Consider the following 22,658-nt stretch of genomic DNA (forward strand, 5'->3'; position numbering starts at 1 on the left):
TCACCCCTGCTCCCCCGCGCCGGAGCGGCGCACCATTCCGTCGGCCTCGCGCACCAGATCGCCCGCCAGTTCCAGTTCGAGCAGTGCCATGTGCACGCCGGCCGCGCTCGCGCCTGACTGGCGGATCAGCTCGTCCACCGCAACCGGCGCGTTGGAAAGCAGCGCGGCGATGGCTTGGGTGCCCTCACCATCCCATTCGGCGCTGGCCAGTTCGGCATAGTCGAAATCGGCGGCGCCTTCGGAGACGCGGTAGGTCGATCGCGGCGCGCCGGTGAAGCTTTGCAGCAGTTCGGCCACCTCCTCCGGCGTCTGCACCAGCACCGCGCCTTCGCGGATCAGCTGGTTGCAGCCCAGGGCGCGGGCATCCAGCGGGGAGCCGGGGATCGCCATCACCTCGCGCCCCGCCTCGCCCGCCAGCCTCGCGGTGATCAGGCTGCCCGATTGGGGCGCGGCCTCGACCACCACCGTGCCGCTGGCGAGGCCTGCGATAATGCGGTTGCGCGAAGGGAAATGCCGTCCGCGCGGCTCGGTGCCGGGGGGCTGTTCGGCGATCAGCAGGCCCTCGGCAGCGATCCGTTCCTGAAGCTCGCGGTGCTGCGGGGGGTAGGTGATGTCGATCCCGCTGGCGATCACCCCGATGGTGCGGGGAAAGGCGCCCTCGTGCGCGGCGCCGTCGATCCCGCGGGCAAGGCCCGAGACGACGGTGAAGCCCGCCCCGGCCAGCCCTGCGCCGAAATCCCGCGCCAGCTTGACCGCCGCCGCGCTGGCGTTTCGCGCCCCCACCAGCGCGACGCAGGGCGCATTGGCCAGCGCCAGATTGCCGCGACAGGTGACAATCGGCGGGGCGGTGTCGAGTTCGGCCAGCAGCGCGGGGTAATCGGGCTGGTCGTGGAACAGGTATCGCGCGCCGGCGCGGCGCACGGCGGCAACCTCGCGCTCGATGCTGTCGGGGCTGGCGGGGCGGTATGGCCCCCTCCCCCGGCTGGCGAGATCGGGCAAGGCATCAAGCGCCGCCGCCGCCGTGCCGAAACGGGCGATCAGCTGACGATAGCTTACGGGTCCGATATTGGGCGAACGCAGCAGGCGGATGCGTGCGAAGGCTTCCGGCTGGCTGAGCACTGGCTGCGACCCCGTGCTCTCCATCAGATGCGGCTCTGCATCACGGCTTGGCCGAAGACGAGCCCACTTTCGGCTCCTCCCCCCGCATCAGCCGCCCGATATTGGCGCGGTGCTGGACGATGACGATGGCGGCAATGGCGAGCAGGGGCGCAACCACCTGCGGATAACCCAGCGCCCATGCCACGCCGGGCGCGGCGATCACGGTGACGAGCGACGAGACGCTCGAAATCCGGCTGAGGAACAGCGTGACCCCCCAGATGGCTGCACAGGCCAGCATCGCGGGCCACGCCAGCGCCAGCAGCGCTCCGGCTGCACTCGCAAAGCCCTTGCCGCCCTTGAAGGCCAGCCAGGGGGTGAAGCAATGCCCCGCCACCGCTGCCACGGCGGCGATCCCTTCGGTGAGTCCGTCGGCATGGGGCCAGACATGCCCCGCTACCAGCACCGGCACCGCGGCCTTGGCCGCATCGAGCAGCACCGTCGCCGCTGCCAGCCCCTTGTTGCCGGTGCGCAGCACATTGGTCGCGCCGATAGAGCCGCTGCCGATATTGCGCACATCGCCCAGCCCGGCGGCGCGGGTGAGGATCAGTCCGAAGGGGATCGAGCCAAGGGCAAAGCCCAAAAGCGCAGGCAAAACAGCGTCCAAAGTCACTCTCCGTTCGGGGTGATCTTGTCGAACCCCCGAAGTTCTTCTAGCGCGCAGAAAGCCAAAGGAAAGACCACCCTTCGACAAGCTCGGGGTGAACGGAGGTTTTTTGCCGGACAATCCTGCCTCCCCCATTTTGCTGTTCGATTCCGGCGTTGGCGGGCTGACCGTCTATGACGCCCTGCGCGAAGTGCTGCCGCAAGCGCCGGTGATCTACGCCGCCGATCTGGCGGGCCTGCCCTATGGCACCAAGACCGAGGCGCAGATTGCCGCGCGGGTCGCGGGGCTCTTGGGGCGCATGGCCGAACGCTTCCGCCCGCGGCTGGTCTGCATCGCCTGCAACACAGCCTCCACCATTGCGCTGGGCATGGTGCGCGATGTGCTGGAGATCCCGGTGGTCGGCACCGTGCCCGCGATCAAGCCTGCCGCCGCGCTCACCAGGACCGGCACGATCGGGCTTGTCGGGACCGAGGCGACCATCCGGCAGGCCTATGTCGATGACCTTGAGGCGCGGTTCGCGGGCGGCAAGCGCCTGCTGCGCATCGCCGCGCCGGGGCTGGTGGCGGCGGCCGAGGCCAAGCTGCGCGGGCAGCCGGTCGATCCGGCGCTGATCGCCGATGTCCACGCAAGGCTTTGCGCGATGGAAGGCGCCGGGGATCTCGACACGCTGGTGCTCGCCTGCACCCACTTCCCGCTTCTGGCGGATGAACTCGGCGCCGCTTTCGGCGCCGGTGTCACGCAGGTTGACGGCGCCAGGGGCATTGCCCGGCGCATCGCCCACCTGCTTGAAGGGCAGGAATTTGCGCAAACCGGCCCCAACCGCTTTGTCGTCACCGGGCCGCTGGCGGGTGCCGAAGGGCTGGAGGCCGCCCTCGCGCTGCGCGGTTTCGGGCCTGCCGAAGCCTTCTAGAGCACTTTCCGACCAATCCGGGTCATCCTGACGGAGCCGATTTTGGCCCAGCGCGAGGAGTGAGGAGGGAGCCATGCCGCAGCATAGTGACCGACGAAGGACGTGGCGCTGGGCCAAAATCGGCCCGCCCCTTCGGGGTTGCGTCAGGAAGTCCGCTGGCTACGTTGCGGCACTTGCAGGGGCAACCAGCCCCTGCTGCGCGCCACGCCTTTCCAGCGGACTTCCTGACGCAATCAGGGTGATCCGGATTGGTCGGAAAGCGCTCTAAATTCCTTGCGAGACACTCGCAAACATCGCGGTGGCAAAAGCGATTACCCTGACCTAAAACTTGCGCGAAACATTTCCCCGCTTTGTGGGTTATGGCCCAGACGTTCGTGAACAGGAGCAGGCGAACCGCAAGACCGGCGCCGCCAACAGCACAAAGAGCCGCGAGTGAACTACGACCAGATTTTCGACCAGGCGATCGACCGGCTGCACGAGGAAGGCCGTTACCGCGTCTTCATCGACATCATGCGCAACAAGGGCGCCTATCCCAATGCGCGGTGCTTCCACGGCCACAACGGGCCCAAGCCGATCACCGTGTGGTGTTCGAACGATTACCTGTGCATGGGCCAGCACGAAAAGGTGATCGGCGCGATGGAGGCCGCGCTCCACGATGTCGGCGCAGGCAGCGGCGGCACGCGCAATATCGGCGGGAACACCCACCTGCATGTCGAACTGGAGCGCGAACTGGCTGACCTCCACGGCAAGGATGCCGCGCTGCTGTTCACCAGCGGTTACGTCTCGAACGACGCGACGCTCTCGACGCTGGCCAAGCTGCTGCCGGGCTGCGTGATCTTCTCGGACGAATTGAACCATGCCAGCATGATCGCCGGCATCCGCAATTCGGGCTGCGACAAGAAGGTGTTCCGCCACAATGATGTCGCGCACCTCGAAGAACTGCTCGCCAGCGTTGACCGCGACACGCCCAAGCTGATCGCCTTCGAAAGCGTCTATTCGATGGATGGCGATGTCGCCCCGATCCACGCGATCTGCGACCTGGCCGAGAAGTACAACGCGCTGACCTATATCGACGAGGTGCACGCGGTCGGCATGTACGGCGCGCATGGCGGCGGCATTTCGGAGCGCGACGGCGCGGCGCACCGGATCGACATTATCGAAGGCACGCTGGGCAAGGCGTTCGGGGTGATGGGCGGCTATATCGCCGCTTCGGCCAAGGTGGTGGACTGCATCCGCTCCTATGCGCCGGGGTTCATCTTCACCACCTCATTGTCGCCGGTGCTGGTCGCGGGCGTGCTCGCCTCGGTGCGGCACCTGAAAGAGTCTTCGGTCGAGCGCAACGCGCAGCAGCGCGCCGCTGCGGTGCTGAAGCTGAAGTTTGCCGAAGCGGGCCTGCCGGTGATGGATTCGGTCACCCACATCGTGCCGCTGATGGTCGGCGATCCGGTGCGCGCCAAGAAGATCAGCGACATCCTGCTCGCCGAATACGGCGTCTATGTGCAGCCGATCAACTTCCCCACCGTCCCCCGCGGCACCGAGCGCCTGCGCTTCACGCCCGGCCCGCACCACACCGATGCGATGATGGACGAGCTGACAGCCGCGCTGGTCGAAATCTGGGACCGTCTGGAACTTGGGCTGGCGGAAGCGGCCTGAGCCCCTCCCCATGCCGTAGCGTCCTTTGAACGGCGCTCCGGCTGGGCTAGCACCTCCCCCGAAACAGATTCGGGAGAGAGCATCATGGGCGGCACGCCTGACCAGACTTACGCCGAGGTCGTCCTCGGGCGGCGCAGCATCCGCGGCTATCTCGACAAGCCGGTGCCGCGCGCGCTGATCGAGGAAGTGCTGGCGATGGCGATGCGTTCGCCCTCGTCGATGAACACCCAGCCCTATCACTTCCACGTCATCACCGGCGCGCCGCTCGACCGCATTCGCAAGGGCAACACCGAGCGCATTCTGGCGGGCGAGCCGGACAGCCGGGAATTCCGCAAGGGCCACCCGTTCCAGGGCGTCCACCGCGACCGGCAGGTGGCCTGCGCGGTGCAGCTGTTCGAAGCGATGGGCATCGCCCGCGACGACAAGGAAGCCCGGCAGGACTGGGTGCTGCGCGGTTTCCGCCAGTTCGATGCGCCGGTGTGCGTGATCATCACCTATGACAAGGAACTCTCCGACGCCGATGACACGGTGTTCGATTGCGGCGCGGTGACGACCGCGCTGGTCAATGCGGCATGGAGCAAGGGGCTGGGCTGCGTGATCAATTCGCAGGGCATCATGCAAAGCCCCGTGGTGCGCGAACACGCGGGCATTCCTGACGATGAGGTGATCATGAAGGCCGTCGCACTCGGCTGGCCCGATCCCGACTTTCCGGCCAATCCGGTCAGGATCACCCGCCGCAGCGTGGACGAGGCGGCGCGGTTTGTCGGCTTCGACTAGGCGTCAGCTGTCCGGCGCTTTGTCATAGGCCAGCCGGAAACCGACATTCGATGTCCCCAGCCCCGGATCGCGTCCCTGCCGCGATTGCGGGCGATAGCGCTGGCAGTAATTGGGGGCGCACAGGTATGATCCGCCCTTGACCACGCGGCTCGGCCCGACGGGGTTGAGCGGGTCATAGGCGTCATTCTCGCTTGGGCCCCTGGGATTGTCGCGGGTGGCGGGATCGTGGCCGGGGCGGAAATAGTCTGCGGTCACTTCCCAGACATTGCCGACCATGTCGTACAGCCCCGCCGCATTGGGCGCATAGCAGCCGACCGGCGCGACGCCGCTGAACCCGTCACTCGCCTCGTTCACCACCGGAAACACGCCCTGCCAGCTATTGGCAGCTGTGCCTTCGGGTTGATCTGTCCCGCGATCCTTGCCTGCACCAGAGGCGGCATATTCCCACTCCGCCTCGGTCGGCAGGCGCCCGCCCTTCCACGCGGCATAGGCGAGCATATCGTCCCAGGCGAGATGCACCACCGGCTGGTCGCCGCGCGCATCGGGGCCTTGCGGGCCATAGGGTTTCTTCCAGCTGGCGCCCGGCACATATTCCCACCAGTCCCAGTAATTCCTCGAAGGCTTGGCAGGCGGCGTGAACACCGCAGAGCCGGGCTGGAGCATGTAATCGGGGATCTGTTCACGCGGCACGCCGAAAGCCGCCGGATCGACCGGCTTTTCGGCCACTGTGACATGGCCTGTCGCCTTAACGAAGGCGGCGAACTGCGCATTGGTGACCTCGTGCGGGTCGATCCAGAAGGAACCCACCGTGGTTTCACGCGGGGGGCCTTCTTCGGCATAGACCGCATCCTGCCCCATCAGGAAGGTGCCGCCCGCGATCCTGACCGGCGCGCTGGGCGGCGGGGTGCAGGTGGCGGTGGTGGCGAAATCGCTGGCGCTGGTTGGCGCGGGCGGCGCTTCGGCTGCGGGCTGGTTGCACGCGGCGAGCGCGACGATCGCCGCTGCCGGAAGGATCATTCTCATCGCCGCACATCTCCGTTGCCCGCGCCGAGCGCCGTAATGTCCGCCTCGGAGGCTCGCAAGAAATCGCCCGGCACCGAATGCGCCCACTGCGCGCAGCCCGCCGCAAAGGCAATCGCCCCGTCGCGCCCCATGCCGGTGACCAGACCATGCACCACGCCCGCCGCAAAGGCATCGCCGGTGCCGACGCGGTCGACGATATTCTCCAACGCGATGGTGCGGCTTTCGGAAATGCCTTCGCGGTCGGCTAGCAGGCCGGTGAGGTTCTGCCGGTCGCTCGAAAACACCTCGCGGCGGGTGGCGGCCATGTGCTGCACCTGCGGGGAGAGCGCGAACAGCGCCTGCGCGGCGGCTTGGAACCCCTCTGCCGGATCGCCGCCGCTGTAATCCCCGCCCGCCATCATCGCCACGGCGCGGCGACCGGCGAAGACCAGATCGGCCCCGCACGACAATTCGCGCAAGGTCGCCGCCGCCTCGGCCTCGCGCCCCTGCCACAGGGTCGGGCGGAAATTGGTGTCGAAGGCGATTTTCACCCCCGCTCCGCGCGCCGCCGCCATCGCATCGCGCAGCGCGGCGAGCGCCCTGTCGCCCAGCGCGGCGGTGATCCCGCCCGCGAACAGCCAGTCCGCTCCATCGAGCAGCGCGGCCCAGTCGTAACGCACCGGATCAAGCGCGGCGAAGGCCGAATGGGCGCGGTCATAGGTGACGCTGGCAGGGCGCGTCATCGCGCCCGGTTGCAGGAAGAACAGGCCAAGCCGGCCACCCGCCACGGCCTCTGCCGCAACATCGACCCCGAACCCGCGCAGCGTGCGGCGCGCTGCCTCTCCCACCGGATTGGCAGGCAGGGCGGTGACCATCCGCGCATCATGCCCGAACCCCGCCAGCGCCACCGCGACATTGGCCTCGGCCCCGCAGATGCTCGGCTCCAGCGCCATGTTCTGGAACAGCAATTCGCGGTCCGGCGCGGCAAGGCGCAGCAGCACCTCGCCAAAGCAGACGATGCGGCCCCGCGATGGTGCGGCACTGGCGGTCATGGCTGTGTTTCCTCTGTTTGCCGCGTTCAGCCGCGCCATAGCGGCGCGGGCAGCCCGGTCACGCCGGGACGATAGACGAACACATCGCCCGCCTGCGGTTCGCGGGCAAGCGCTTCATCGCCCAATCCTTCACGCGCCGAGGTGACGAACAGCAGATCGAGGTCCGCCCCGCCAAAGGCAACGCAGGTGACCTGCGATACCGGCAGGTCGATCTGCGCATGGCGACTGCCATCGGGGTTGTATGCGGTCACCCGCCCGCTGCCCCATTCGGCGTTCCACAGGCGGCCCGCCGCATCGACATCCGCGCCATCGGGAAAGGCATCGCCGGTCAGCTGCGCGAAGACCGCTGGCTCGCCCACCCCGCCGCTCTCGGCATCGAGCGGATAGCGCAGGATCTGCTGTGTCGGCGTATCGGTGAAATAGAGCGCGCTGCCATCCGGCGCGAAAGAGATTGCATTGCTGATCGCAATCCCGCTGCGCACCGCCTGCACCGCGCCGCCAGCGTCGAGGCAGTAGAGCGATCCCTTCTCGGGCGGGGCGAGCTTGCGGTCTTCGACCATGCTGCCCGCCCAGAAACGGCCCTGCCGGTCGATCCGCCCGTCATTCATCCGCATACCGCGATAATAGGCTTCGGTCTTGCAGAGCCACTGGCAGATGCCGGTTGCCGGCGCATAGAGCGCAAAGCCGCTGGCAAAGGCGCACACCAGCAGCGCGGGATCATCCGTGAGACCGAGCGAGCCCAGCCGTTCGGGCAGAGCAAAGCGCGTCAATTCGCCCGAAGGCCAGTCGAGCCGCAGCAATTGCGCCGACTGGATATCGGTGAACCACACGCACGCCAGCCGGTGATCCCACACAGGCCCCTCGCCCAGCACGCACCCTGCCGGAATGGTGGCGATCAGCTCCATCGCGTCAGCACCGCTTCGCATCGCGTCCGGTCAGGTTGATTTCTATGTCGGCCAATCCCACCGGCGTCTCTCCCGTCTTCCCGCTTTTGTTGCAATAATAGTATAATTCGGCAATAGCCGTTTCGCAAAGCTGCGCAGACGGGACAGGGCGATGGCGGGGACAATCGAAGGCAGGCTGCCGCTGGTGGCAATCCTGCGCGGGCTGGAGCCGGAACGCGCCGTGGCCGTGGGCGAGGTGCTGGTCGATTGCGGGTTCGACATCATCGAAGTGCCGCTCAATTCTCCCGAACCTTTCGTCAGCATCAGGGCGCTGGTCGAAGCGCTGGGTGATCGTGCGCTGATCGGGGCGGGGACGGTGCTGGATGAGGCGCAGGTCGATCAGCTGGCGGCAATCGGCGCGCAGCTGGTCGTCTCGCCCAATTGCAACCCCGCCGTAATCCGCCGCACCGCGGCGCATGGCATGGTCAGCCTGCCGGGCGTGCTGACCCCGACCGAAATGTTCGCCGCAATCGCAGCCGGAGCGACCGGGCTGAAGATTTTCCCCGCCGAGATGGTCAGCCCCGCCATCGTCAAGGCGGTGCGCGCCGTGCTGCCACCGCAGGTGCCGGTCTATGCGGTGGGCGGGATCAATGCGGGCAATATGGGCGGTTTTCTGGCAGCGGGCGCAGCCGGGTTCGGCATCGGCGGATCGCTCTTCACCCCGGGCAAGCCGCTGGAGGACATTGCCGCCGATGCCCGCGCCATCGTCGCCGCTTTCAGGTCTGCCAGCGCCGGTTAGAGCGCTTCGGCATCGCTCAGCTTGCGGGCATCGAGCAGCCGGATCGCCTCGGTCAGCAATTCCTGCGCAGCCTGTTCCGCCCCCGCTGCATCGCCGCGTTCGATGGCGCTATAGATCCGCTCGTGATCCGCGACACTGGCCATGCGCACGCCCTTGACCGAGTTGGTCAGCCGGATCGAGAACCGCAGCGCGGTGTCGATCACGTGGCTGAACTGGATGAAAAAGCGGTTCCCGCTGGCGTGCAGGATGGCGATGTGAAAGGCGATGTCGCTTTCGAGCGAGTCCATCCGCCCTTCGTCAGCCTCGCGCATGTCGTCGAGCCGGGCTGCGATCCGAGCGATGGCTGCGCGGTCTTGCAGGGTGGCGGCAGCGGCAGCCGCCTTGGGCTCGATCCCTTCGCGCACCACCAGAAAATCGCGCATCAGCTCGAAGGAAAAGCGGCGTTGCAGCGTCCAGCGCAGCACATCGGGATCGAGGATGTTCCACTTGGCTTCCGGCTCGACATAGGTGCCGCGGCGCGGACGCGATCCGACCAGGCCCTTGGCGGTCAGCATCTTCACCGCCTCGCGGATGACAGTGCGCGAGGTATCGTGCTGCTTGGCGAGCTCGGCCTCGATCGGCAGGCTTCCACCCGGCGCGACATCGCCGCGTACGATCTGGCCGCCGATGCGTTCCACCACTTCGCCGGTGAGATACCGGCTCGCCATTACACCCTCCCGCCGTCGATCACGAAATGCTGGTTGGTGATCATCCGGCTATCGTCGGCGGCAAGGAACAGCGCCAGATTGGCCGCATCGCGCGGTTCGATCCGCTGCTTGAGGCAGGCCTGCTCCATCCACTCGGCCTCGGCCGCGGGCGTGAGCCACAGATCGAGCTGGCGCTGCGTGACGACCCAGCCCGGCAGGATGGCGTTCACACGGATGCCGTCCACCCCGTATTGCCGGGCGAGCGCCTTGGTCATGCCCAGCAGCCCCGCCTTGGCGGTGACATAGCCGGGCATGTCGCCGGGGCCGAGCAAGGCGGTGATCGACGAGAAATTGACGATCGCCCCGCCCTGCCCCGCGCTGCGCATCAGGGCGATGGCTGCCTGCGAGGCGAAGAACGCGCAATCAAGGTTCACCGCCATGCATTGGCGCCAGCTGTCCTCGGTGGTCTCCAGCGTATCGTGGCGGGTATCATTGGCGACATTGTTGACCAGCACATCCAGCCCGCCCGCAGCAGCAGCGAAGCCGGCAATGGCCGCTTTCAGCGCAGGCGCATCGGTCACATCGACACGGGCAAACCACGGGCGGGCATGGCCTTCCGCCTCAAGCCGTCCTGCCAGCGCCTCCGCCGCATCCCCTGCCAGATCGCAGTGACCGACGATGGCCCCCTGTTCGCTGAACGCCTCGACCATCGCCGCGCCGATGCCGGTCGCCCCGCCGGTGATGAACACGCGGCGTCCGGCGAGGCTGGGATAGGTGGCAAAAGCTCGCATCAGTGGCTCTCCCGTTTGACCTCGTCACCGCTGCACCCGACCAGAAAATCGAGATCGGCCCCGACATGGGCCTGCAACACATGGCGGCGATGCATCGCGACATAACCGCGGGTGGTGTCATACTCCTCGGCCGGACGCAGCGCGGCGCGGCGGGCGAGTTCCGCGTCCGGCACCATCAGGTTGAGCGTGCGGGCTTCGGCATCGAGCACGATTTCGTCGCCCGTCTCCACCAGCCCCAGCGGCCCGCCAACCGATGTTTCTGGCGAGACATGCAGCACCACGGTGCCAAACGCCGTGCCGCTCATGCGCGCATCGGAAATGCGCACCATATCGGTCACGCCCTGCTCCAGCAGCTTGCGCGGCAGCGGCATGTTGCCGACTTCGGGCATCCCCGGATAGCCCTTCGGCCCGCAGCCCTTGAGCACCATGACCGAGCTGGCATCGATATCGAGAGCGGGGTCATCCACCCGCGCCTTGAAGTCCTCGATTGTCTCGAACACCACCGCACGCCCGCGATGGCTGAGCAGTTGCGGCGAGGCGGCACTCGGCTTCATGATCGCGCCATCGGGGGCGATATTGCCGCGCAGCACCCAGATGCCCGAAGCCTGCTTGAACGGCGCATCGGGGGTGGCGATCACCGCCGGATTGAAGATTTCCGCGCCCGCGATCTGCTGCCCGATGGTCTCGCCCGACACGGTCTCGACATCGAGGTTGAGATGCTCCGCCATGGCCGCCATCAGCGCGGGCATCCCGCCGGCATAGTGCAGGTCTTCCATCAGATATTCGCCCGAAGGCATGATGTTGGCTAGCAGCGGCATCGCTCCGCCGAGCCGGTCGAAATCGTCGAGCGTCAGCGGCACGCCCACCCGGCCCGCCAGCGCCAGCAGGTGAATCACCGAATTGGTCGATCCGCCAATCGCCGCGTGAACGCGGATCGCATTCTCGAAGGCTTCGCGGGTGAGGAAGTGCGACAGGCGCTTGTCCTCGCGCACCAGTTCCACGATCCGCCGCCCGGTCGCGTGGGCCATCGCCTGCCGGTTGGCATCGACCGCAGGGATCGTGGCGTTGTATTTCAGCGCGACGCCCAGCGCCTCGGAAATCGCGGCGAAGCTGGAGGCGGAACCCATGGTGTTGCACGTGCCGCGCGATCGCGACATGCCGCTTTCGGCCGCGAAGAATTCCTGCGGGCTCATGTCGCCTGCGCGCACCGCTTCGGAGAGCTTCCATACATCGGTGCCCGAACCGATATCCCGGCCCTTGAACTTGCCGTTGAGCATCGGGCCGGAGGAGATCACCATGGTCGGCAGGTTGACGCTGGCCGCGCCCATGATCTGGCCCGGCGTGGTCTTGTCGCACCCGCCCAGCAGCACCACCCCGTCGATGGGATTGCCGCGGATCGATTCCTCGACCTCCATCGCCAGCAGGTTGCGGAACAGCATCGCAGTGGGGCGCATCTGGGTTTCGCCCAGCGACATGGCCGGAAATTCGAGCGGCAGCCCGCCCGCTTCCCACACCCCGCGTTTCACGTAATCGGCGAGCTCGCGCATGTGCGAATTGCACGGCGTGAGTTCCGACCAGGTGTTGCAGATGCCGATCACCGGCCGCCCGTCGAAGGCGTCGGCGGGATAGCCCTGCGCCTTCATCCACGAACGGTGGATGAACCCGTCCCGATCCAGCTTGCCATAAGAATGCGCACTGCGCCGCTTGCCAGAATTGCCCCCCATCTCTCTTGCCGGACCTTTCATCAAACAGGCGTTGGGTGTTCAATAATCACACTAATAGGCAATGTTGAATAATACTATCATTTAGAGCGGGCTCAGGCCCCGTCGGTGCGTGCTGGGAGCGGTTGGCGCTGAACCGTGGGATTCCCGACGCCACACACGAAAACGGCCCGACACATTGTGCCGGGCCGCCTATGCGTTTCAGTTGATCGCAAGCGCTGCGTGGATCAGCGCAGGCTCACCACATTGTCGCTCGCCTCGCGCACGCGGGTGCCGTTGAACAGGCTCATCATCGGCTCGTCGGCCACGGTGACGACCGCCGCCGCGCCGTAGCCGTTGAAACCGGTCTTCATCGCCGCCCCATAGGCGCCGATCATGCCGATCTCGATATAGTCGCCTGCCTGAATGTCAGCCGGAAGGGCAAACGGGCCCTTCATGTAATCGGCATCGTCGCAGGTCGGCCCGTAGAAGGCGAAATCGGCGTTTTCCTCGATCAGATCGTCTTCCAGCGCCCGCACGGGGAAACGCCACGCGACGTGAGCCGCATCATAAAGCGCGCCGTAAGCGCCATCATTGATGTAAAGCTCCTCGCCGCGGCGCTTGTTCACCTGCACGATCATCGAGGAATACTCGGCCGACAGCGCACGGCCGGGTTCGCACCACAGTTCGGCGTTGTAGGCGATCGGCAGGGCTTCGAAGTGGCGGGCGATGATCGCGAAGTAATCTTCCATCGGCGGCGGTTCGAGGCCGGGATAGGCGCTCGGGAAGCCCCCGCCCACGTCGATCATGTCGATCACCACCGAAGCCTCTGCGATTGCCGCACGGGTGCGGTCCAGCGCCTGCACGAAGGCAAACGGGGTCATCGCCTGGCTGCCGACATGGAAGCACACGCCCAGCCAGTCGCAATGCTGGCGGGCTTCCTGAAGCAGCGCGGGCGCTTCGATCAGGTCGCAGCCGAACTTGCTGGCAAGCGACAGCTCCGAATACTCGCTCGACACGCGCAGCCGCACGCACAGGCGCAGGTCACGCGGCGCTTCGCCGGTTTCGGGGTTGCGGCAGGCGTCGATGATCTTGGCCAGCTCCTCGACCGAATCGAGGCTGAAGGTGCGCACGCCATGTTCGAAATAGGCTTCGGTGATCGCCGCCGGTGTCTTCACCGGATGCATGAAGCACAGCACGGCATCGGGCAGAATGCCGCGCACCAGCCGCACCTCGGCAATCGAGGCGACATCGTAATGGGTGACGCCCGCGCTCCACAGCACCTCGATCAGATCGGGGGCCGGGTTCGCCTTGACGGCATAGAGCACCTTGCCCGGAAACTTCTCGACAAAGAAGCGGGCGGCGCGCCGCGCTGCGTGCGGGCGATTGAGAATGACGGGTTCGTCCGGACGGAGGTCGCGAACTACAGCCAGTGCGTCGGGATAGATGTGCAACTCAAGGGACCCCCAAAACGGCTCTGTTGAACCATAAAACGACAAGCTGCCTTGCGGTTTGGAAGTCCCCTTGGGGCAGCGGAAGGGCGCAAATAGGGCTTGGGGGGGGAATTGCAAACGAAAAATGGGCTTCGCCGAAGCGAAATGTTACTTTTCCGAGACACCCAGCCAAACACGACCGGAATGTGACTGAAAACCGCGGATTTTCGCGGTTTCCAAGCCTCAGAAGCCGATCCGCGGAACCTGATCGACACTGCCCTTTTCGCTGTCGTCGAGCCGGTGGAAGTCTGCCTCGGCGAATCCGAGCATTCCGGCAAACAGCACCGCGGGGAAGGATTCGCGCGCCGCGTTGAACCGCGCCACCGCCGCATTCAGCGCCCGCCGCGCCGCCGCCAGCTTGTCCTCGACATCGGCGAGTTCGTTCTGGAGCGCCTGGAAATTGGCGCTCGCCTTGAGATCGGGATAGGCCTCGCCCAGCGCCAGCAGATTGTCGAGCGCGCCGCGCAGCTGCTGTTCCGTGCCCGACGAAGGCCCGCCGCTCGCCGCGGCATTGCGCGCCGCGATCACCGCTTCGAGCGTCTGCGATTCGTGCCCGGCATAGCCCTTTACCGTCTCGACCAGATTGGGAATAAGATCGTGGCGCTGGCGCAGCTGCGCGTCGATATCGGCGACGCCCTGCCTGACACCCTGCCGCAGGCCGACCAGCCGGTTGTAGATGCCGATCACCAGCACCACCAGCGCCAGCACAGCCACAATGATCCCGATCGTCATATTCAACGCCCCCCTCTTTACCAGACACCTGCACTTATGCTGCACAATGGTTTAAAGAATCGCGCGGGAGAGGCAATGCGCACGAATATTGATACCCTGATGCAGGGTCAGCTGGGCGAATGGCTCGCCGGGCAGGCCGAAATGCGAACTGTCGCCAAGGAAAAGGCGGCATCGCGCTGGACCTGGGGTGCTGCGCTTGCCTTGCCGGTGCTGGCGTTCCTGTGGTTCGGCCCTGCCCTGCCCCCGATGTTCAAGGGCATCATCTCGTTCGGCGTGATCGTGGGTGTGGGCGTGTGGGGCTATCAGCCGATCGCCGATGCGACGAGGGCAATCAAGATCGGCATCAATTCCGCCATCGCCGCGAGTTTCGGCGTTTCCTATGAACACGATGTCGAACCCGGCGCCGAATTCGAAGCCTGCCGGCGTTTCGGACTGGTGCCATCCTATCACCGGTCCGCGTTCGAGGATCACTGGTTCGGCACGCTCGAAAGCCACAGTTTCAGCCTTTACGAGGCCCATCTCGAGGAACGGCGCGGATCGGGCAAGAACCGCCGCTGGGTGACGGTTTTCCGCGGAGTGATCATCACCATGGGCTTTGGCCGCAAGTTCCATTCGACCACGCTGCTGCAACGCGCAGGGGCCCACCGCAAGTGGCTGGGTCTTGGCGGCGCGCGCGACAGTGTCAATTTCGACGGCCACCGGCTCGACCGGGTCGATCAGGTGCACCCCGATTTCGGCGATGTCTTCGCGCTCTATAGCGACGATCAGGTCGAGGCCCGCGTGCTGGTGCACCCGGCCTATGTCGAGCATCTGCTGAAGCTGGAGCGCGTTTTCGGCGGGAAGGAAATGCGCGCGCTGTTCTCGCACGGCGAAGTGATCATCGCTGTCGAGGCGCGCGACATGTTCGAAAGCGGATCGATGGACGCGGCCAACGACCGCGACCGCGCCGCCGAGGCGGCGGAGCACTTCTCGGCGCTGGCAGGTCTGGCGCTGGCGATCAACCAGAACGAGCGCGGGCGGGTGATCGATCCGGCGGCTTCTTCATCGCCGCAGGAATAGTTCCGCTCCGCTTGCGTTAAAGATCCGCTGCCGGCTCCTCGGCCGCCGGCTCCCCCGCAGCGACAGGCAGGGCTTCCGCCACCAGCGCCAGCAGCACGTTCACATTGGCGCGGATATTGTCCATCGTCACCCCGTGATCGAGCACCTGATAGCGGGTAAAGCCAAGCGTCCGGCCTTCGAAATCGGCCCAGGTGTTGAGCGCGGCCTGTTCCATATTGGCGCGGGCCAGCGTCTCGAACGAGGTGGTGGCGGGCAGATCGTAACGCACCTGCATCATGATCCCCTGACAGCCGGGCACACCGTTCACATCGCAGGCGGTGCCGAACAGGAAATAGGTCGTGCCTGCCTCGTCCTCGGCGACAACATAGATATTGTCGGGGGTGCCCTCTTCCCTCACCTGATGACCGAGCGAGCCGACCACCGCGAGCAGATCGCCCTGCGTCACCGACACCTTCAGCTGCGATCCGACATAATCCTGCGCCAGCGCCGGTGCAGCGCTGCACGCCAGCACCATCGCAGCAGCCAATGTCCGAGAAAATGTCCCCATACCTTCCCCCTCCTGCACCCTCGCAAGAAGGGCGGCTGTCAGCTCAAACGATCCCGGAAATCTTCGTAGGTGAAGCGCTTGATGCAGTCGAGAGCATCGGTCTCGCTGTCCCACATCCAGATGCTGGGCAGCGCGACGCCGTTGAAGGTGTTGGTCTTGACCATCGAATAATGCGCCTGATCCAGAAAGGCGAAGCGCGCGCCGGGTTCGGCCGCGACGGGCAGGCGATAGTCGCCGATCACGTCACCCGCGAGGCACGAAGGCCCGCCGAGGCGGATCGGGATCATCTCCGGATCGGTCAACTCGCCGAGCATCGCCGGGCGATAGGGCGCCTCCAGCACATCGGGCATGTGGCAGGTGGCGCTGATATCGGTGATCCCGACCGGCATTTCGTTGAAGTGCGTATCAAGCAAGGTGCCGACGAGGATGCCGGCATCGAGCGCGACTGCCTCTCCCGGTTCGAGGATGATCTGGCAGCCGGTGTCGCTGGCCGCATCCTTGAGGAATTCGACCAGTTCCTCGCGCTGGTAATCGGCGCGGGTGATATGGTGGCCGCCGCCCATGTTGATCCACTTGAGCTGGCCGAAATAGGGCTCGATCACGTCGAAAACGCGGTCCCATGTGGCCTTCAATGGCTCGAAATCCTGTTCGCACAGGTTGTGGAAGTGGATGCCCTCCACGCCCTCCATGTGCTCCTCGGTCAACTGGTCGAGCGGGAAGCCGAGGCGCGATCCGGGGGCGGACGGATCATACTTGGCGACCTCGCCGGTCGGCACCTGCGGGTTGATCCTGAGGCCCACGCTGACAGGCGCGCCGTTGGCTGCTGCCTGATCGAGGATCAGCCGCGCGCGCTGAAGCTGGTAGGGCGAATTGAAGATCACGTGATCCGAAAGCCGGCAGATTTCCTCCAGCTCTTCCGGCTTGAAGGCCGCGGAATAGGTGGCGATCTCGCCATCGTAGAATTCGGATGCGAGCCGCGCCTCCCACAGGCCGGAGGTCGAGACGCCGTCGAGATACTCCCCGATGATCGGCGCGGCCGACCACATCGAGAACGCCTTGAGTGCAGCGAACACCTTGATGTCCGCCCCGTCCGCCGCCGCCGCATCGCGTAACGTGGCCAGCACACGGCAATTGGCGCGCAGCTTCGCAGCGTCCACGACAAAGGCAGGGCTGTCGACACGCGACAGATCGAAATGGGCAAAGGCGCCCGGATCACCGGCTTTGGTTTGCATCAGCCGAGCGGGCTCTTGAAGATCATGAAAGCGCCTCCTGCAATGAGCGCGAAACCGAGAAGCTGGCTGGGTCCGGGGATCTGTCCGAACAGCACCCACGCCACAGCCACGAATGTGCCGAGAGATAGGACCTCCTGAATGGTCTTCAACTCGGCGAGCGAATAGGTAGCAATGCCGATCCGGTTGGCCGGCACCGCAAGGCAGTATTCGATCAGCGCAATTCCCCACGCAAGCCCGATCGCGGCCAGCATCCCGAGAGAGGGCTGCTTGAGATGGTAATACCACGCCACATTCATCACCACCGCCGAGGCAGCGAGCATGACGATCGGAAGGAGCGCGGGAAAGGCGCCCATCAGAACCCGACCGGCCCGTCCATTTCCTCGACCGTCCACGGCAACCCGTGCTGGTTCAGCATGTCCATGAAGGGATCGGGGTCCATCTGTTCGATGTTGAACACGCCATCACCGGTCCACTTGCCCTGCACCATCATCGCCGCGCCAATCATGGCGGGGACGCCGGTGGTGTAGCTGACAGCCTGATTGCCGGTTTCCTCGTAGGCGGCTTCGTGCGAGCAGATGTTCTTGATGTAGAATGTCCTCTCGCCGCTGCCATCGAGCGCCTCGCCGGTCGCGATCACGCCGATATTGGTGTTGCCCTTGGTGGTCTCGCCCAGCGTTTCGGGCTTGGGGAGGACGGCGGCGAGGAATTGCAGCGGGATGATGTCGCGGCCCTGATACTTGACCGGCTCGATCGAGGTCATGCCGACATTCTGCAGCACGGTGAGGTGCGTGATGTACTGATCGCCAAAGGTCATCCAGAAGCGCGCGCGTTCCAGTTCGGGGACGAACTTCGCGAGGCTTTCCAGCTCCTCGTGATACATCAGATACATGTTCTTGGGGCCGACCGCCTCGAAGTCGAAGGCGACCTTGTTCGACATGGCGGGCGTTTCCACCCACTCGCCGTTTTCCCAGTGGCGCGCGGGCGCGGTGACTTCGCGGATGTTGATTTCCGGGTTGAAGTTGGTCGCGAAATGCTGGCCGTGATCGCCGCCGTTGCAATCGAGAATGTCGAGCTGGCGGATGGTCTTCAGCTTGTGCTTCTTGAGCCACATGGTGAACACGCTGGTGACGCCCGGATCGAAGCCCGAACCCAGCAGCGCCATCAGCCCGGCATCCTTGTAGCGGTCGTGATAGGCCCACTGCCACTTGTATTCGAACTTGGCCTCGTCCTTCGGCTCGTAATTGGCGGTGTCGAGGTAATCCACGCCCGCTTCAAGGCAGGCGTCCATGATCGGCAGATCCTGATAGGGCAGCGCGAGGTTGACCACGAGGCCTGCACCGGTCTTGCGGATCAGGTTGACCATGGCGGGGACTTCCTCGGCGTCGATCTCGTATGTCGCGATATCGCGCCCGCAGCGCTCCTTGACCGAAGCGGCGATGGCATCGCACTTCGACTTGGTGCGGCTGGCGAGGTGGATTTCGGGGAAGATGTCCGGATTGAACGCCATCTTGTGGACGCACACCGAACTGACCCCGCCGGCACCGATGACGAGGACCGTGGTGGACTTTGCTGCCGACATGATAGGAACCTTTCGTTATGCGAATCTTGCGCGTGCCCTACTCCAATGCGCCAAAGGGGACAAATGATCCAAGCTGATGTCAGAATACCGACCACGGCAGGCGTAGAGGCCGCCGCCGAGGCTGTCGCGGCGATCCTGCCCCCTACCCCGCTGCTGCCGCTCACGATCAACGGCGTCGAGGCATGGGTAAAGGCCGAGGTGCTGCAACCTGTCGGCGCCTTCAAGATCAGGGGCGCGTGGTGGCGGCTGGTCAGCCTTTCGGATGAAGAGCGCAAGGGCGGCGTGGTTGCGGTGTCATCGGGCAATCACGCACAGGGCGTGGCATGGGCGGCGAGGCGCCTCGGCATCCGCGCCGCGATTGTCATGCCGCATGATGCGCCGCAGGTGAAACTCGCCAACACCCGCGCTCTGGGGGCCGAGGTGGTGCTCTACCGGCGACCGCAGGAGGATCGCGATGCGGTGGCGGCCAGCCTGATCGCCGAACGCGGCGGCACGCTGGTCCATGCTTTCGGCGATCCCTGGGTGATCGAGGGGCAAGGCTCGGCAGCGATCGAGGCAGCGGCGCAACTGGGCCGCGCCCCGTCGCGCTTCATCGCCTGCTGCGGCGGTGGCGGGCTGGCAGCGGGGCTGGCGCTGGGCGCTCCGTCAAGCGCGGTTCATCCGGTCGAGCCGGTCGGATGGGATATGGTCGGGCAAGCGATGGCGGCGGGCGACATCGTCCACGCCGCGCCGGACGCGCCAAGGACAATCTGCGATGCGCTCCAGCCAAACGCGACCAAACCGCTCAACCTCGGTCTGCTGAAGGGCCGCGCCGAACCGGGCGTGACCGTGACCGATGCCGAAGTGCGCCATGCGCAGCGCTTCGCGTTCAACACCCTGCGGCTGGTGGTCGAACCCGGCGGCGCGGCGGCGCTGGCAGCCGCGCTGGCAGGCAAGGTGCCGGTGGACGAGGACACCGTCATCATGCTCACCGGCGGCAACGCCGATCCGGCAGCCTATGCGGCGACGATTGCGGGCACGGACTGACCTGTGGAAACCGTCACACGCCCGACACGCTAGGACCATAATGCGCAGCTGACCTTACGAAAGGGCAGGCTCACATGGCGACACAGGCAAAGCGGATCATCGAGGATGCGGTGGTCCGCAAGGATGCGGGGATCGGCGACAAGCTGCTCGACAAGGCCTTTGCCATTGCCTTCAAGGGGCTGGTCTATGCCCAGATCTGGGAAGATCCGGTGGTCGATATGGAAGGCCTCGCCATCCAGCCCGACAGCCGCCTGATGTGCATCGCCAGCGGCAGCTGCAACGCGCTGTCCTATCTCACCGCCAACCCTGAAAGCGTGACCGCGGTCGATCTCAACCACGCCCATGTGGCATTGGGGCGGCTCAAGATCGCCGCGATCCGCCACTTGCCCGGTTACGAGCGGTTCCACCGCTTCTTCGCCCATGCCGATCACAAGGAGAATGCGGAAGTCTACCGCACCATGATCGCCCCCCATCTCGACCCGGTCAGCCGCGCCTACTGGGAAAAGCGCGACATTCGCGGGCGGCGTCGGATTTCCTATTTCACGCAAGGCATCTACCGGAAGGGGCTGCTCGGCAATTTCATCGGTCTGGCGCACCTTTTTGCCCGCCTCTACAAGATCGATCTGTCGAAGGTGCTGGCAGCGCAGACGCTGGAGGAACAGCGCGAGGTGTTCGAGCGCGAGCTGGCTCCGGTGTTCGAGAAGAAGTTCATCCGCTGGCTGACCGATCAGCCCGCCTCGCTGTTCGGTCTCGGCATTCCGCCCGCGCAGTTCGAGCACCTCGCGGGTGACGAACGCATGGCCGAGGTGCTGCGGCGGCGGCTGGAAAAGCTTGCCTGCGATTTCGCGGTGAAGGACAATTACTTCGCGTGGCAGGCCTTCGGGCGTGGTTATGACCGGTCTGCCGATGCCCCTCTGCCGCCCTATCTCCAGCGCGAAAACTGGGAGGCGATGAAGGCGCGGATCGACCGGCTGGACGTGACCCGCGCCGACATGGTGGACTGGATCGGCGCGCGGCCCGAGGCGAGCATGGACCGCTTCGTGCTGCTCGATGCGCAGGACTGGATGAACAACGCCCAGCTGGACGATCTGTGGAGCCGGATCACCCGCGCCAGCCGCCCCGGCGCCCGCGTATTGTTCCGCACCGCCGCCGAGCCGAGCCTGTTGCCCGGCCGCCTCGACGACGCGATCCTGTCGAAATGGCGCTATCTCGACGAACTCTCCGCCGATCTCACCCGCCGCGACCGCTCGTCGATCTATGGCGGCGTCCATGTTTACGAGCTGGCGTGATGGCTGCTGCAACGGGCCATGCCGCACTGATGGACGAGGTCTATCGCGGGCAGCGGCATATCTATGATCTGACGCGCAAATATTACCTGTTCGGGCGCGACACGCTGATTGCAGGGCTTGATGCGCAGCCCGCCATGCGGGTGCTCGAAGTCGCCTGCGGGACAGGGCGCAACCTTGCCCGGATCGGAAAGGCATGGCCGGGGGTGCGTTTGTTCGGCCTCGATATCTCCGCCGAAATGCTCAAGAGCGCGCGCGCGGCGCTGGGCGAAGGCGCAAGGCTGGGGCAAGGCGATGCCTGCACCTTCGATCCGCACAGCCTGCTGGCCGAGGCACGGTTCGATCGCATCGTGCTGTCCTATTCGCTGTCGATGATCCCCGAATGGGAAGCCGCGCTCGACCATGCGGCCAGTCTGCTGGCGGAAGGCGGCGCGCTGCACATCGTCGATTTCGGCGATCTTGAAGGCCTGCCCGGCCCCTTGCGCCGCCTGCTGCGGGCGTGGCTGGCGAAGTTCCATGTGGCGCCGCGCACCGCCATGCCGCAGGCTGCGGCCCGCATCGCCGCGGCACGCGGACTGCTGCTGGCGAGCAGGCGCGGACCGCTCGGCTATTACCAGTTGCACGTGCTGCGCGCCTAGACCGGTTTCCGGCCTGATGGGTTGCATTTGACAATCCTTTGCGTCTCTCGCAGTCTGCAGGCCGAGTGAGAGGCTCACCAAGGGGATCAATCGATGCAAGCGCAAATACTCGCGCCCGCCGCCGTGCTGGTGGTGTGGACGCTGATCGTGTTGTTGTGGATCATTCCGGCGCGGTTCGGCGCCGTTGCGAAAATCGCCGACAAGTCAGTGCTGCCGAACAAGGCGGGGGTGCGCGGCAATGATCTGGAAGGCGTGCTGCCCGACAAGGCGAACTGGCCGGCGCACAACCACACCCACCTGCACGAACAGCCGACGCTGTTCTATGCGACCGTGCTGATCCTGGCCCTGACCGGGCCGGGCGCGCTCGATGTGACGCTGGCCTGGGCCTATGTCGCCCTGCGCATCATCCATTCGCTGTGGCAGAACCTCGTCAACACCGTGCCGGTGCGCTTCGCCCTGTTCCTGCTGAGCACCATTGCGCTGATCGTGCTGGCGGTGCGCGCCGTGATGGCAACCCTGCTGGCCGATCCTTCGGCCCTTCCCGCATGAGGATATCGCGATGATCGGAATGGCAATTCTTCAACCCGTCGTGGCGCTGCTGGCGTGGACGATGGTGATGTGGCTGTGGATGTATGCCACCCGCATCCCGGCGATGAACAAGGCCGGGATCGACGGCACCAAACTTGTCGGCAGCGACGGGGCGAGCCTGCGCGCCAAGCTGCCCGAAACCGTGAGCTGGAAGGCCGACAATTACAACCACCTGCACGAAGCCCCGACGGTGTTCTACGCTGTCGCCATCGTGCTGGCGATCATCGGCGAAGGCGACGGTCTGAACGCCACCCTCGCCTGGGCCTATACGGGCCTGCGGGTGGCGCATTCGATCGTGCAGGCAACCGTCAACCGCGTGCTGGTGCGCTTTGCCCTGTTCGCGCTGTCATCGCTGGTGCTGATGGCGCTGATCCTGCACGCCGCGATTACTGTTTTCTAGATCGCGCTAGCGCGCGATGCAGACCGCCCTCCCCGTCTTCCCACCCCTTCACCAATTGTTCC

General features: G+C 65.6%; 24 protein-coding genes. 10 read left to right on the plus strand and 14 right to left on the minus strand.

The window, feature by feature from the left end; translation table 11 throughout:
• Window positions 1-1,143, minus strand: coding sequence for a DNA-processing protein DprA (gene dprA / locus ACU0AG_RS06125; protein ID WP_482781364.1), 1,143 nt, complete (start codon window positions 1,141-1,143; stop codon window positions 1-3).
• 16 nt (window positions 1,144-1,159) lie between these two features.
• Entirely contained in the window at window positions 1,160-1,762 is a 603-nt protein-coding gene (plsY, locus tag ACU0AG_RS06130; protein ID WP_482781365.1) for a glycerol-3-phosphate 1-O-acyltransferase PlsY, read from the minus strand.
• Between the two features lie 139 nt (window positions 1,763-1,901).
• On the opposite strand from plsY, the gene murI reads away from it, so the two are divergent.
• From murI to ACU0AG_RS06145, 3 genes are all read left to right on the plus strand, one after another.
• Window positions 1,902-2,672 carry a glutamate racemase gene (murI, locus tag ACU0AG_RS06135; RefSeq protein ID WP_482781406.1) on the plus strand — a complete coding sequence of 257 codons (771 nt, stop codon included), beginning with the start codon at window positions 1,902-1,904 and terminating at the stop codon, window positions 2,670-2,672.
• Window positions 2,673-3,104: 432 nt separating this feature from the next.
• The gene (hemA, locus tag ACU0AG_RS06140) at window positions 3,105-4,325 is read left to right on the plus strand and encodes a 5-aminolevulinate synthase (RefSeq protein WP_482781366.1); all 1,221 of its coding nucleotides are present in this window, start codon (window positions 3,105-3,107) and stop codon (window positions 4,323-4,325) included.
• A gap of 84 nt (window positions 4,326-4,409) precedes the next feature.
• Window positions 4,410-5,102: a nitroreductase gene (locus tag ACU0AG_RS06145; protein WP_482781367.1), complete on the plus strand. Its 693-nt coding sequence runs from the start codon at window positions 4,410-4,412 to the stop codon at window positions 5,100-5,102.
• Window positions 5,103-5,105: 3 nt separating this feature from the next.
• Here the strand turns inward: ACU0AG_RS06145 and ACU0AG_RS06150 are convergent, their stop codons facing one another.
• The 3 genes from ACU0AG_RS06150 to ACU0AG_RS06160 are packed head-to-tail and all read right to left on the minus strand — an operon-like array spanning window position 5,106 to window position 8,082.
• Window positions 5,106-6,119 carry a formylglycine-generating enzyme family protein gene (locus ACU0AG_RS06150; protein ID WP_482781368.1) on the minus strand — a complete coding sequence of 338 codons (1,014 nt, stop codon included), beginning with the start codon at window positions 6,117-6,119 and terminating at the stop codon, window positions 5,106-5,108.
• Window positions 6,120-6,121: 2 nt separating this feature from the next.
• Window positions 6,122-7,156, minus strand: coding sequence for a sugar kinase (locus ACU0AG_RS06155; RefSeq protein WP_482781369.1), 1,035 nt, complete (start codon window positions 7,154-7,156; stop codon window positions 6,122-6,124).
• Between the two features lie 26 nt (window positions 7,157-7,182).
• On the minus strand, window positions 7,183-8,082 hold the full coding sequence (locus tag ACU0AG_RS06160; protein ID WP_482781370.1) for an SMP-30/gluconolactonase/LRE family protein: 900 nt from the start codon (window positions 8,080-8,082) through the stop codon (window positions 7,183-7,185).
• Window positions 8,083-8,212: 130 nt separating this feature from the next.
• Between ACU0AG_RS06160 and ACU0AG_RS06165 the strand changes: the two genes are divergently transcribed.
• Window positions 8,213-8,839 carry a 2-dehydro-3-deoxy-6-phosphogalactonate aldolase gene (locus tag ACU0AG_RS06165; RefSeq protein ID WP_482781371.1) on the plus strand — a complete coding sequence of 209 codons (627 nt, stop codon included), beginning with the start codon at window positions 8,213-8,215 and terminating at the stop codon, window positions 8,837-8,839.
• Here ACU0AG_RS06165 and ACU0AG_RS06170 read toward each other — a convergent pair.
• The 5 genes from ACU0AG_RS06170 to ACU0AG_RS06190 form a co-directional block, all read right to left on the minus strand.
• Window positions 8,836-9,546, minus strand: a complete 711-nt coding sequence (locus tag ACU0AG_RS06170; RefSeq protein WP_482781372.1) for a FadR/GntR family transcriptional regulator — start codon at window positions 9,544-9,546, stop codon at window positions 8,836-8,838. The genes ACU0AG_RS06165 and ACU0AG_RS06170 overlap by 4 nt on opposite strands.
• Window positions 9,546-10,316 (minus strand): SDR family NAD(P)-dependent oxidoreductase, encoded by a 771-nt coding sequence (locus tag ACU0AG_RS06175; protein ID WP_482781373.1) that lies wholly within the window; start codon window positions 10,314-10,316, stop codon window positions 9,546-9,548. The genes ACU0AG_RS06170 and ACU0AG_RS06175 overlap by 1 nt, the downstream gene beginning before the upstream one ends.
• A complete protein-coding gene (locus tag ACU0AG_RS06180) occupies window positions 10,316-12,040 on the minus strand; it encodes an IlvD/Edd family dehydratase (protein ID WP_482781374.1) in 1,725 nt (574 codons plus the stop codon). Before ACU0AG_RS06180 ends, ACU0AG_RS06175 begins: the two co-directional genes overlap by 1 nt.
• A gap of 224 nt (window positions 12,041-12,264) precedes the next feature.
• Complete coding sequence (locus ACU0AG_RS06185) at window positions 12,265-13,470, minus strand: type III PLP-dependent enzyme (protein ID WP_482781375.1); 1,206 nt, start codon at window positions 13,468-13,470, stop codon at window positions 12,265-12,267.
• A 222-nt stretch (window positions 13,471-13,692) separates the two neighbouring features.
• Entirely contained in the window at window positions 13,693-14,241 is a 549-nt protein-coding gene (locus ACU0AG_RS06190; protein WP_482781376.1) for a LemA family protein, read from the minus strand.
• 75 nt (window positions 14,242-14,316) lie between these two features.
• On the opposite strand from ACU0AG_RS06190, the gene ACU0AG_RS06195 reads away from it, so the two are divergent.
• Window positions 14,317-15,300 carry a DUF3137 domain-containing protein gene (locus ACU0AG_RS06195; RefSeq protein WP_482781377.1) on the plus strand — a complete coding sequence of 328 codons (984 nt, stop codon included), beginning with the start codon at window positions 14,317-14,319 and terminating at the stop codon, window positions 15,298-15,300.
• 16 nt (window positions 15,301-15,316) lie between these two features.
• On the opposite strand, the gene ACU0AG_RS06200 is transcribed toward ACU0AG_RS06195, so the two are convergent.
• Genes ACU0AG_RS06200 through ACU0AG_RS06215 form a run of 4 tightly spaced genes read right to left on the minus strand, consistent with a single transcriptional unit; the run spans window position 15,317 to window position 18,658 of the window.
• The gene (locus tag ACU0AG_RS06200) at window positions 15,317-15,847 is read right to left on the minus strand and encodes a type III secretion system chaperone family protein (protein ID WP_482781378.1); all 531 of its coding nucleotides are present in this window, start codon (window positions 15,845-15,847) and stop codon (window positions 15,317-15,319) included.
• Window positions 15,848-15,885: 38 nt separating this feature from the next.
• Window positions 15,886-17,079 carry a carboxynorspermidine decarboxylase gene (locus ACU0AG_RS06205; protein ID WP_482781379.1) on the minus strand — a complete coding sequence of 398 codons (1,194 nt, stop codon included), beginning with the start codon at window positions 17,077-17,079 and terminating at the stop codon, window positions 15,886-15,888.
• A complete protein-coding gene (locus ACU0AG_RS06210) occupies window positions 17,079-17,399 on the minus strand; it encodes a DMT family protein (RefSeq protein WP_482781380.1) in 321 nt (106 codons plus the stop codon). The genes ACU0AG_RS06205 and ACU0AG_RS06210 overlap by 1 nt, the downstream gene beginning before the upstream one ends.
• Before the next feature lie 32 nt (window positions 17,400-17,431).
• Window positions 17,432-18,658 carry a saccharopine dehydrogenase family protein gene (locus tag ACU0AG_RS06215; RefSeq protein ID WP_482781381.1) on the minus strand — a complete coding sequence of 409 codons (1,227 nt, stop codon included), beginning with the start codon at window positions 18,656-18,658 and terminating at the stop codon, window positions 17,432-17,434.
• Between the two features lie 63 nt (window positions 18,659-18,721).
• On the opposite strand from ACU0AG_RS06215, the gene ACU0AG_RS06220 reads away from it, so the two are divergent.
• From ACU0AG_RS06220 to ACU0AG_RS06240, 5 genes are all read left to right on the plus strand, one after another.
• On the plus strand, window positions 18,722-19,684 hold the full coding sequence (locus ACU0AG_RS06220; RefSeq protein ID WP_482781382.1) for a threonine ammonia-lyase: 963 nt from the start codon (window positions 18,722-18,724) through the stop codon (window positions 19,682-19,684).
• A 74-nt stretch (window positions 19,685-19,758) separates the two neighbouring features.
• Complete coding sequence (locus ACU0AG_RS06225) at window positions 19,759-20,973, plus strand: BtaA family protein (protein WP_482781383.1); 1,215 nt, start codon at window positions 19,759-19,761, stop codon at window positions 20,971-20,973.
• Complete coding sequence (locus tag ACU0AG_RS06230; protein WP_482781384.1) at window positions 20,973-21,608, plus strand: class I SAM-dependent methyltransferase; 636 nt, start codon at window positions 20,973-20,975, stop codon at window positions 21,606-21,608. The genes ACU0AG_RS06225 and ACU0AG_RS06230 overlap by 1 nt, the downstream gene beginning before the upstream one ends.
• A 93-nt stretch (window positions 21,609-21,701) precedes the next feature.
• Window positions 21,702-22,157 carry an MAPEG family protein gene (locus tag ACU0AG_RS06235; RefSeq protein ID WP_482781385.1) on the plus strand — a complete coding sequence of 152 codons (456 nt, stop codon included), beginning with the start codon at window positions 21,702-21,704 and terminating at the stop codon, window positions 22,155-22,157.
• 10 nt (window positions 22,158-22,167) lie between these two features.
• Window positions 22,168-22,596 (plus strand): MAPEG family protein, encoded by a 429-nt coding sequence (locus tag ACU0AG_RS06240; RefSeq protein ID WP_482781386.1) that lies wholly within the window; start codon window positions 22,168-22,170, stop codon window positions 22,594-22,596.
• Window positions 22,597-22,658: the final 62 nt, after the last annotated feature.

It is taken from the genome of Erythrobacter sp. RANMB8, from assembly GCF_056848235.1.

Coding starts and splice junctions, on each gene's coding strand:
- dprA (WP_482781364.1), bottom strand. CDS start 1,143: ATGGAGAGCACGGGGTCGCAGCCAGTGCTCAGCCAGCCGGAAGCCTTC.
- ACU0AG_RS06145 (WP_482781367.1), top strand. CDS start 4,410: ATGGGCGGCACGCCTGACCAGACTTACGCCGAGGTCGTCCTCGGGCGG.
- ACU0AG_RS06150 (WP_482781368.1), bottom strand. CDS start 6,119: ATGATCCTTCCGGCAGCGGCGATCGTCGCGCTCGCCGCGTGCAACCAG.
- ACU0AG_RS06155 (WP_482781369.1), bottom strand. CDS start 7,156: ATGACCGCCAGTGCCGCACCATCGCGGGGCCGCATCGTCTGCTTTGGC.
- ACU0AG_RS06160 (WP_482781370.1), bottom strand. CDS start 8,082: ATGCGAAGCGGTGCTGACGCGATGGAGCTGATCGCCACCATTCCGGCA.
- ACU0AG_RS06165 (WP_482781371.1), top strand. CDS start 8,213: ATGGCGGGGACAATCGAAGGCAGGCTGCCGCTGGTGGCAATCCTGCGC.
- ACU0AG_RS06170 (WP_482781372.1), bottom strand. CDS start 9,546: ATGGCGAGCCGGTATCTCACCGGCGAAGTGGTGGAACGCATCGGCGGC.
- ACU0AG_RS06175 (WP_482781373.1), bottom strand. CDS start 10,316: ATGCGAGCTTTTGCCACCTATCCCAGCCTCGCCGGACGCCGCGTGTTC.
- ACU0AG_RS06180 (WP_482781374.1), bottom strand. CDS start 12,040: ATGGGGGGCAATTCTGGCAAGCGGCGCAGTGCGCATTCTTATGGCAAG.
- ACU0AG_RS06190 (WP_482781376.1), bottom strand. CDS start 14,241: ATGACGATCGGGATCATTGTGGCTGTGCTGGCGCTGGTGGTGCTGGTG.
- ACU0AG_RS06195 (WP_482781377.1), top strand. CDS start 14,317: ATGCGCACGAATATTGATACCCTGATGCAGGGTCAGCTGGGCGAATGG.
- ACU0AG_RS06200 (WP_482781378.1), bottom strand. CDS start 15,847: ATGGGGACATTTTCTCGGACATTGGCTGCTGCGATGGTGCTGGCGTGC.
- ACU0AG_RS06205 (WP_482781379.1), bottom strand. CDS start 17,079: ATGCAAACCAAAGCCGGTGATCCGGGCGCCTTTGCCCATTTCGATCTG.
- ACU0AG_RS06210 (WP_482781380.1), bottom strand. CDS start 17,399: ATGCTCGCTGCCTCGGCGGTGGTGATGAATGTGGCGTGGTATTACCAT.
- ACU0AG_RS06215 (WP_482781381.1), bottom strand. CDS start 18,658: ATGTCGGCAGCAAAGTCCACCACGGTCCTCGTCATCGGTGCCGGCGGG.
- ACU0AG_RS06220 (WP_482781382.1), top strand. CDS start 18,722: ATGATCCAAGCTGATGTCAGAATACCGACCACGGCAGGCGTAGAGGCC.
- ACU0AG_RS06225 (WP_482781383.1), top strand. CDS start 19,759: ATGGCGACACAGGCAAAGCGGATCATCGAGGATGCGGTGGTCCGCAAG.
- ACU0AG_RS06230 (WP_482781384.1), top strand. CDS start 20,973: ATGGCTGCTGCAACGGGCCATGCCGCACTGATGGACGAGGTCTATCGC.
- ACU0AG_RS06235 (WP_482781385.1), top strand. CDS start 21,702: ATGCAAGCGCAAATACTCGCGCCCGCCGCCGTGCTGGTGGTGTGGACG.
- ACU0AG_RS06240 (WP_482781386.1), top strand. CDS start 22,168: ATGATCGGAATGGCAATTCTTCAACCCGTCGTGGCGCTGCTGGCGTGG.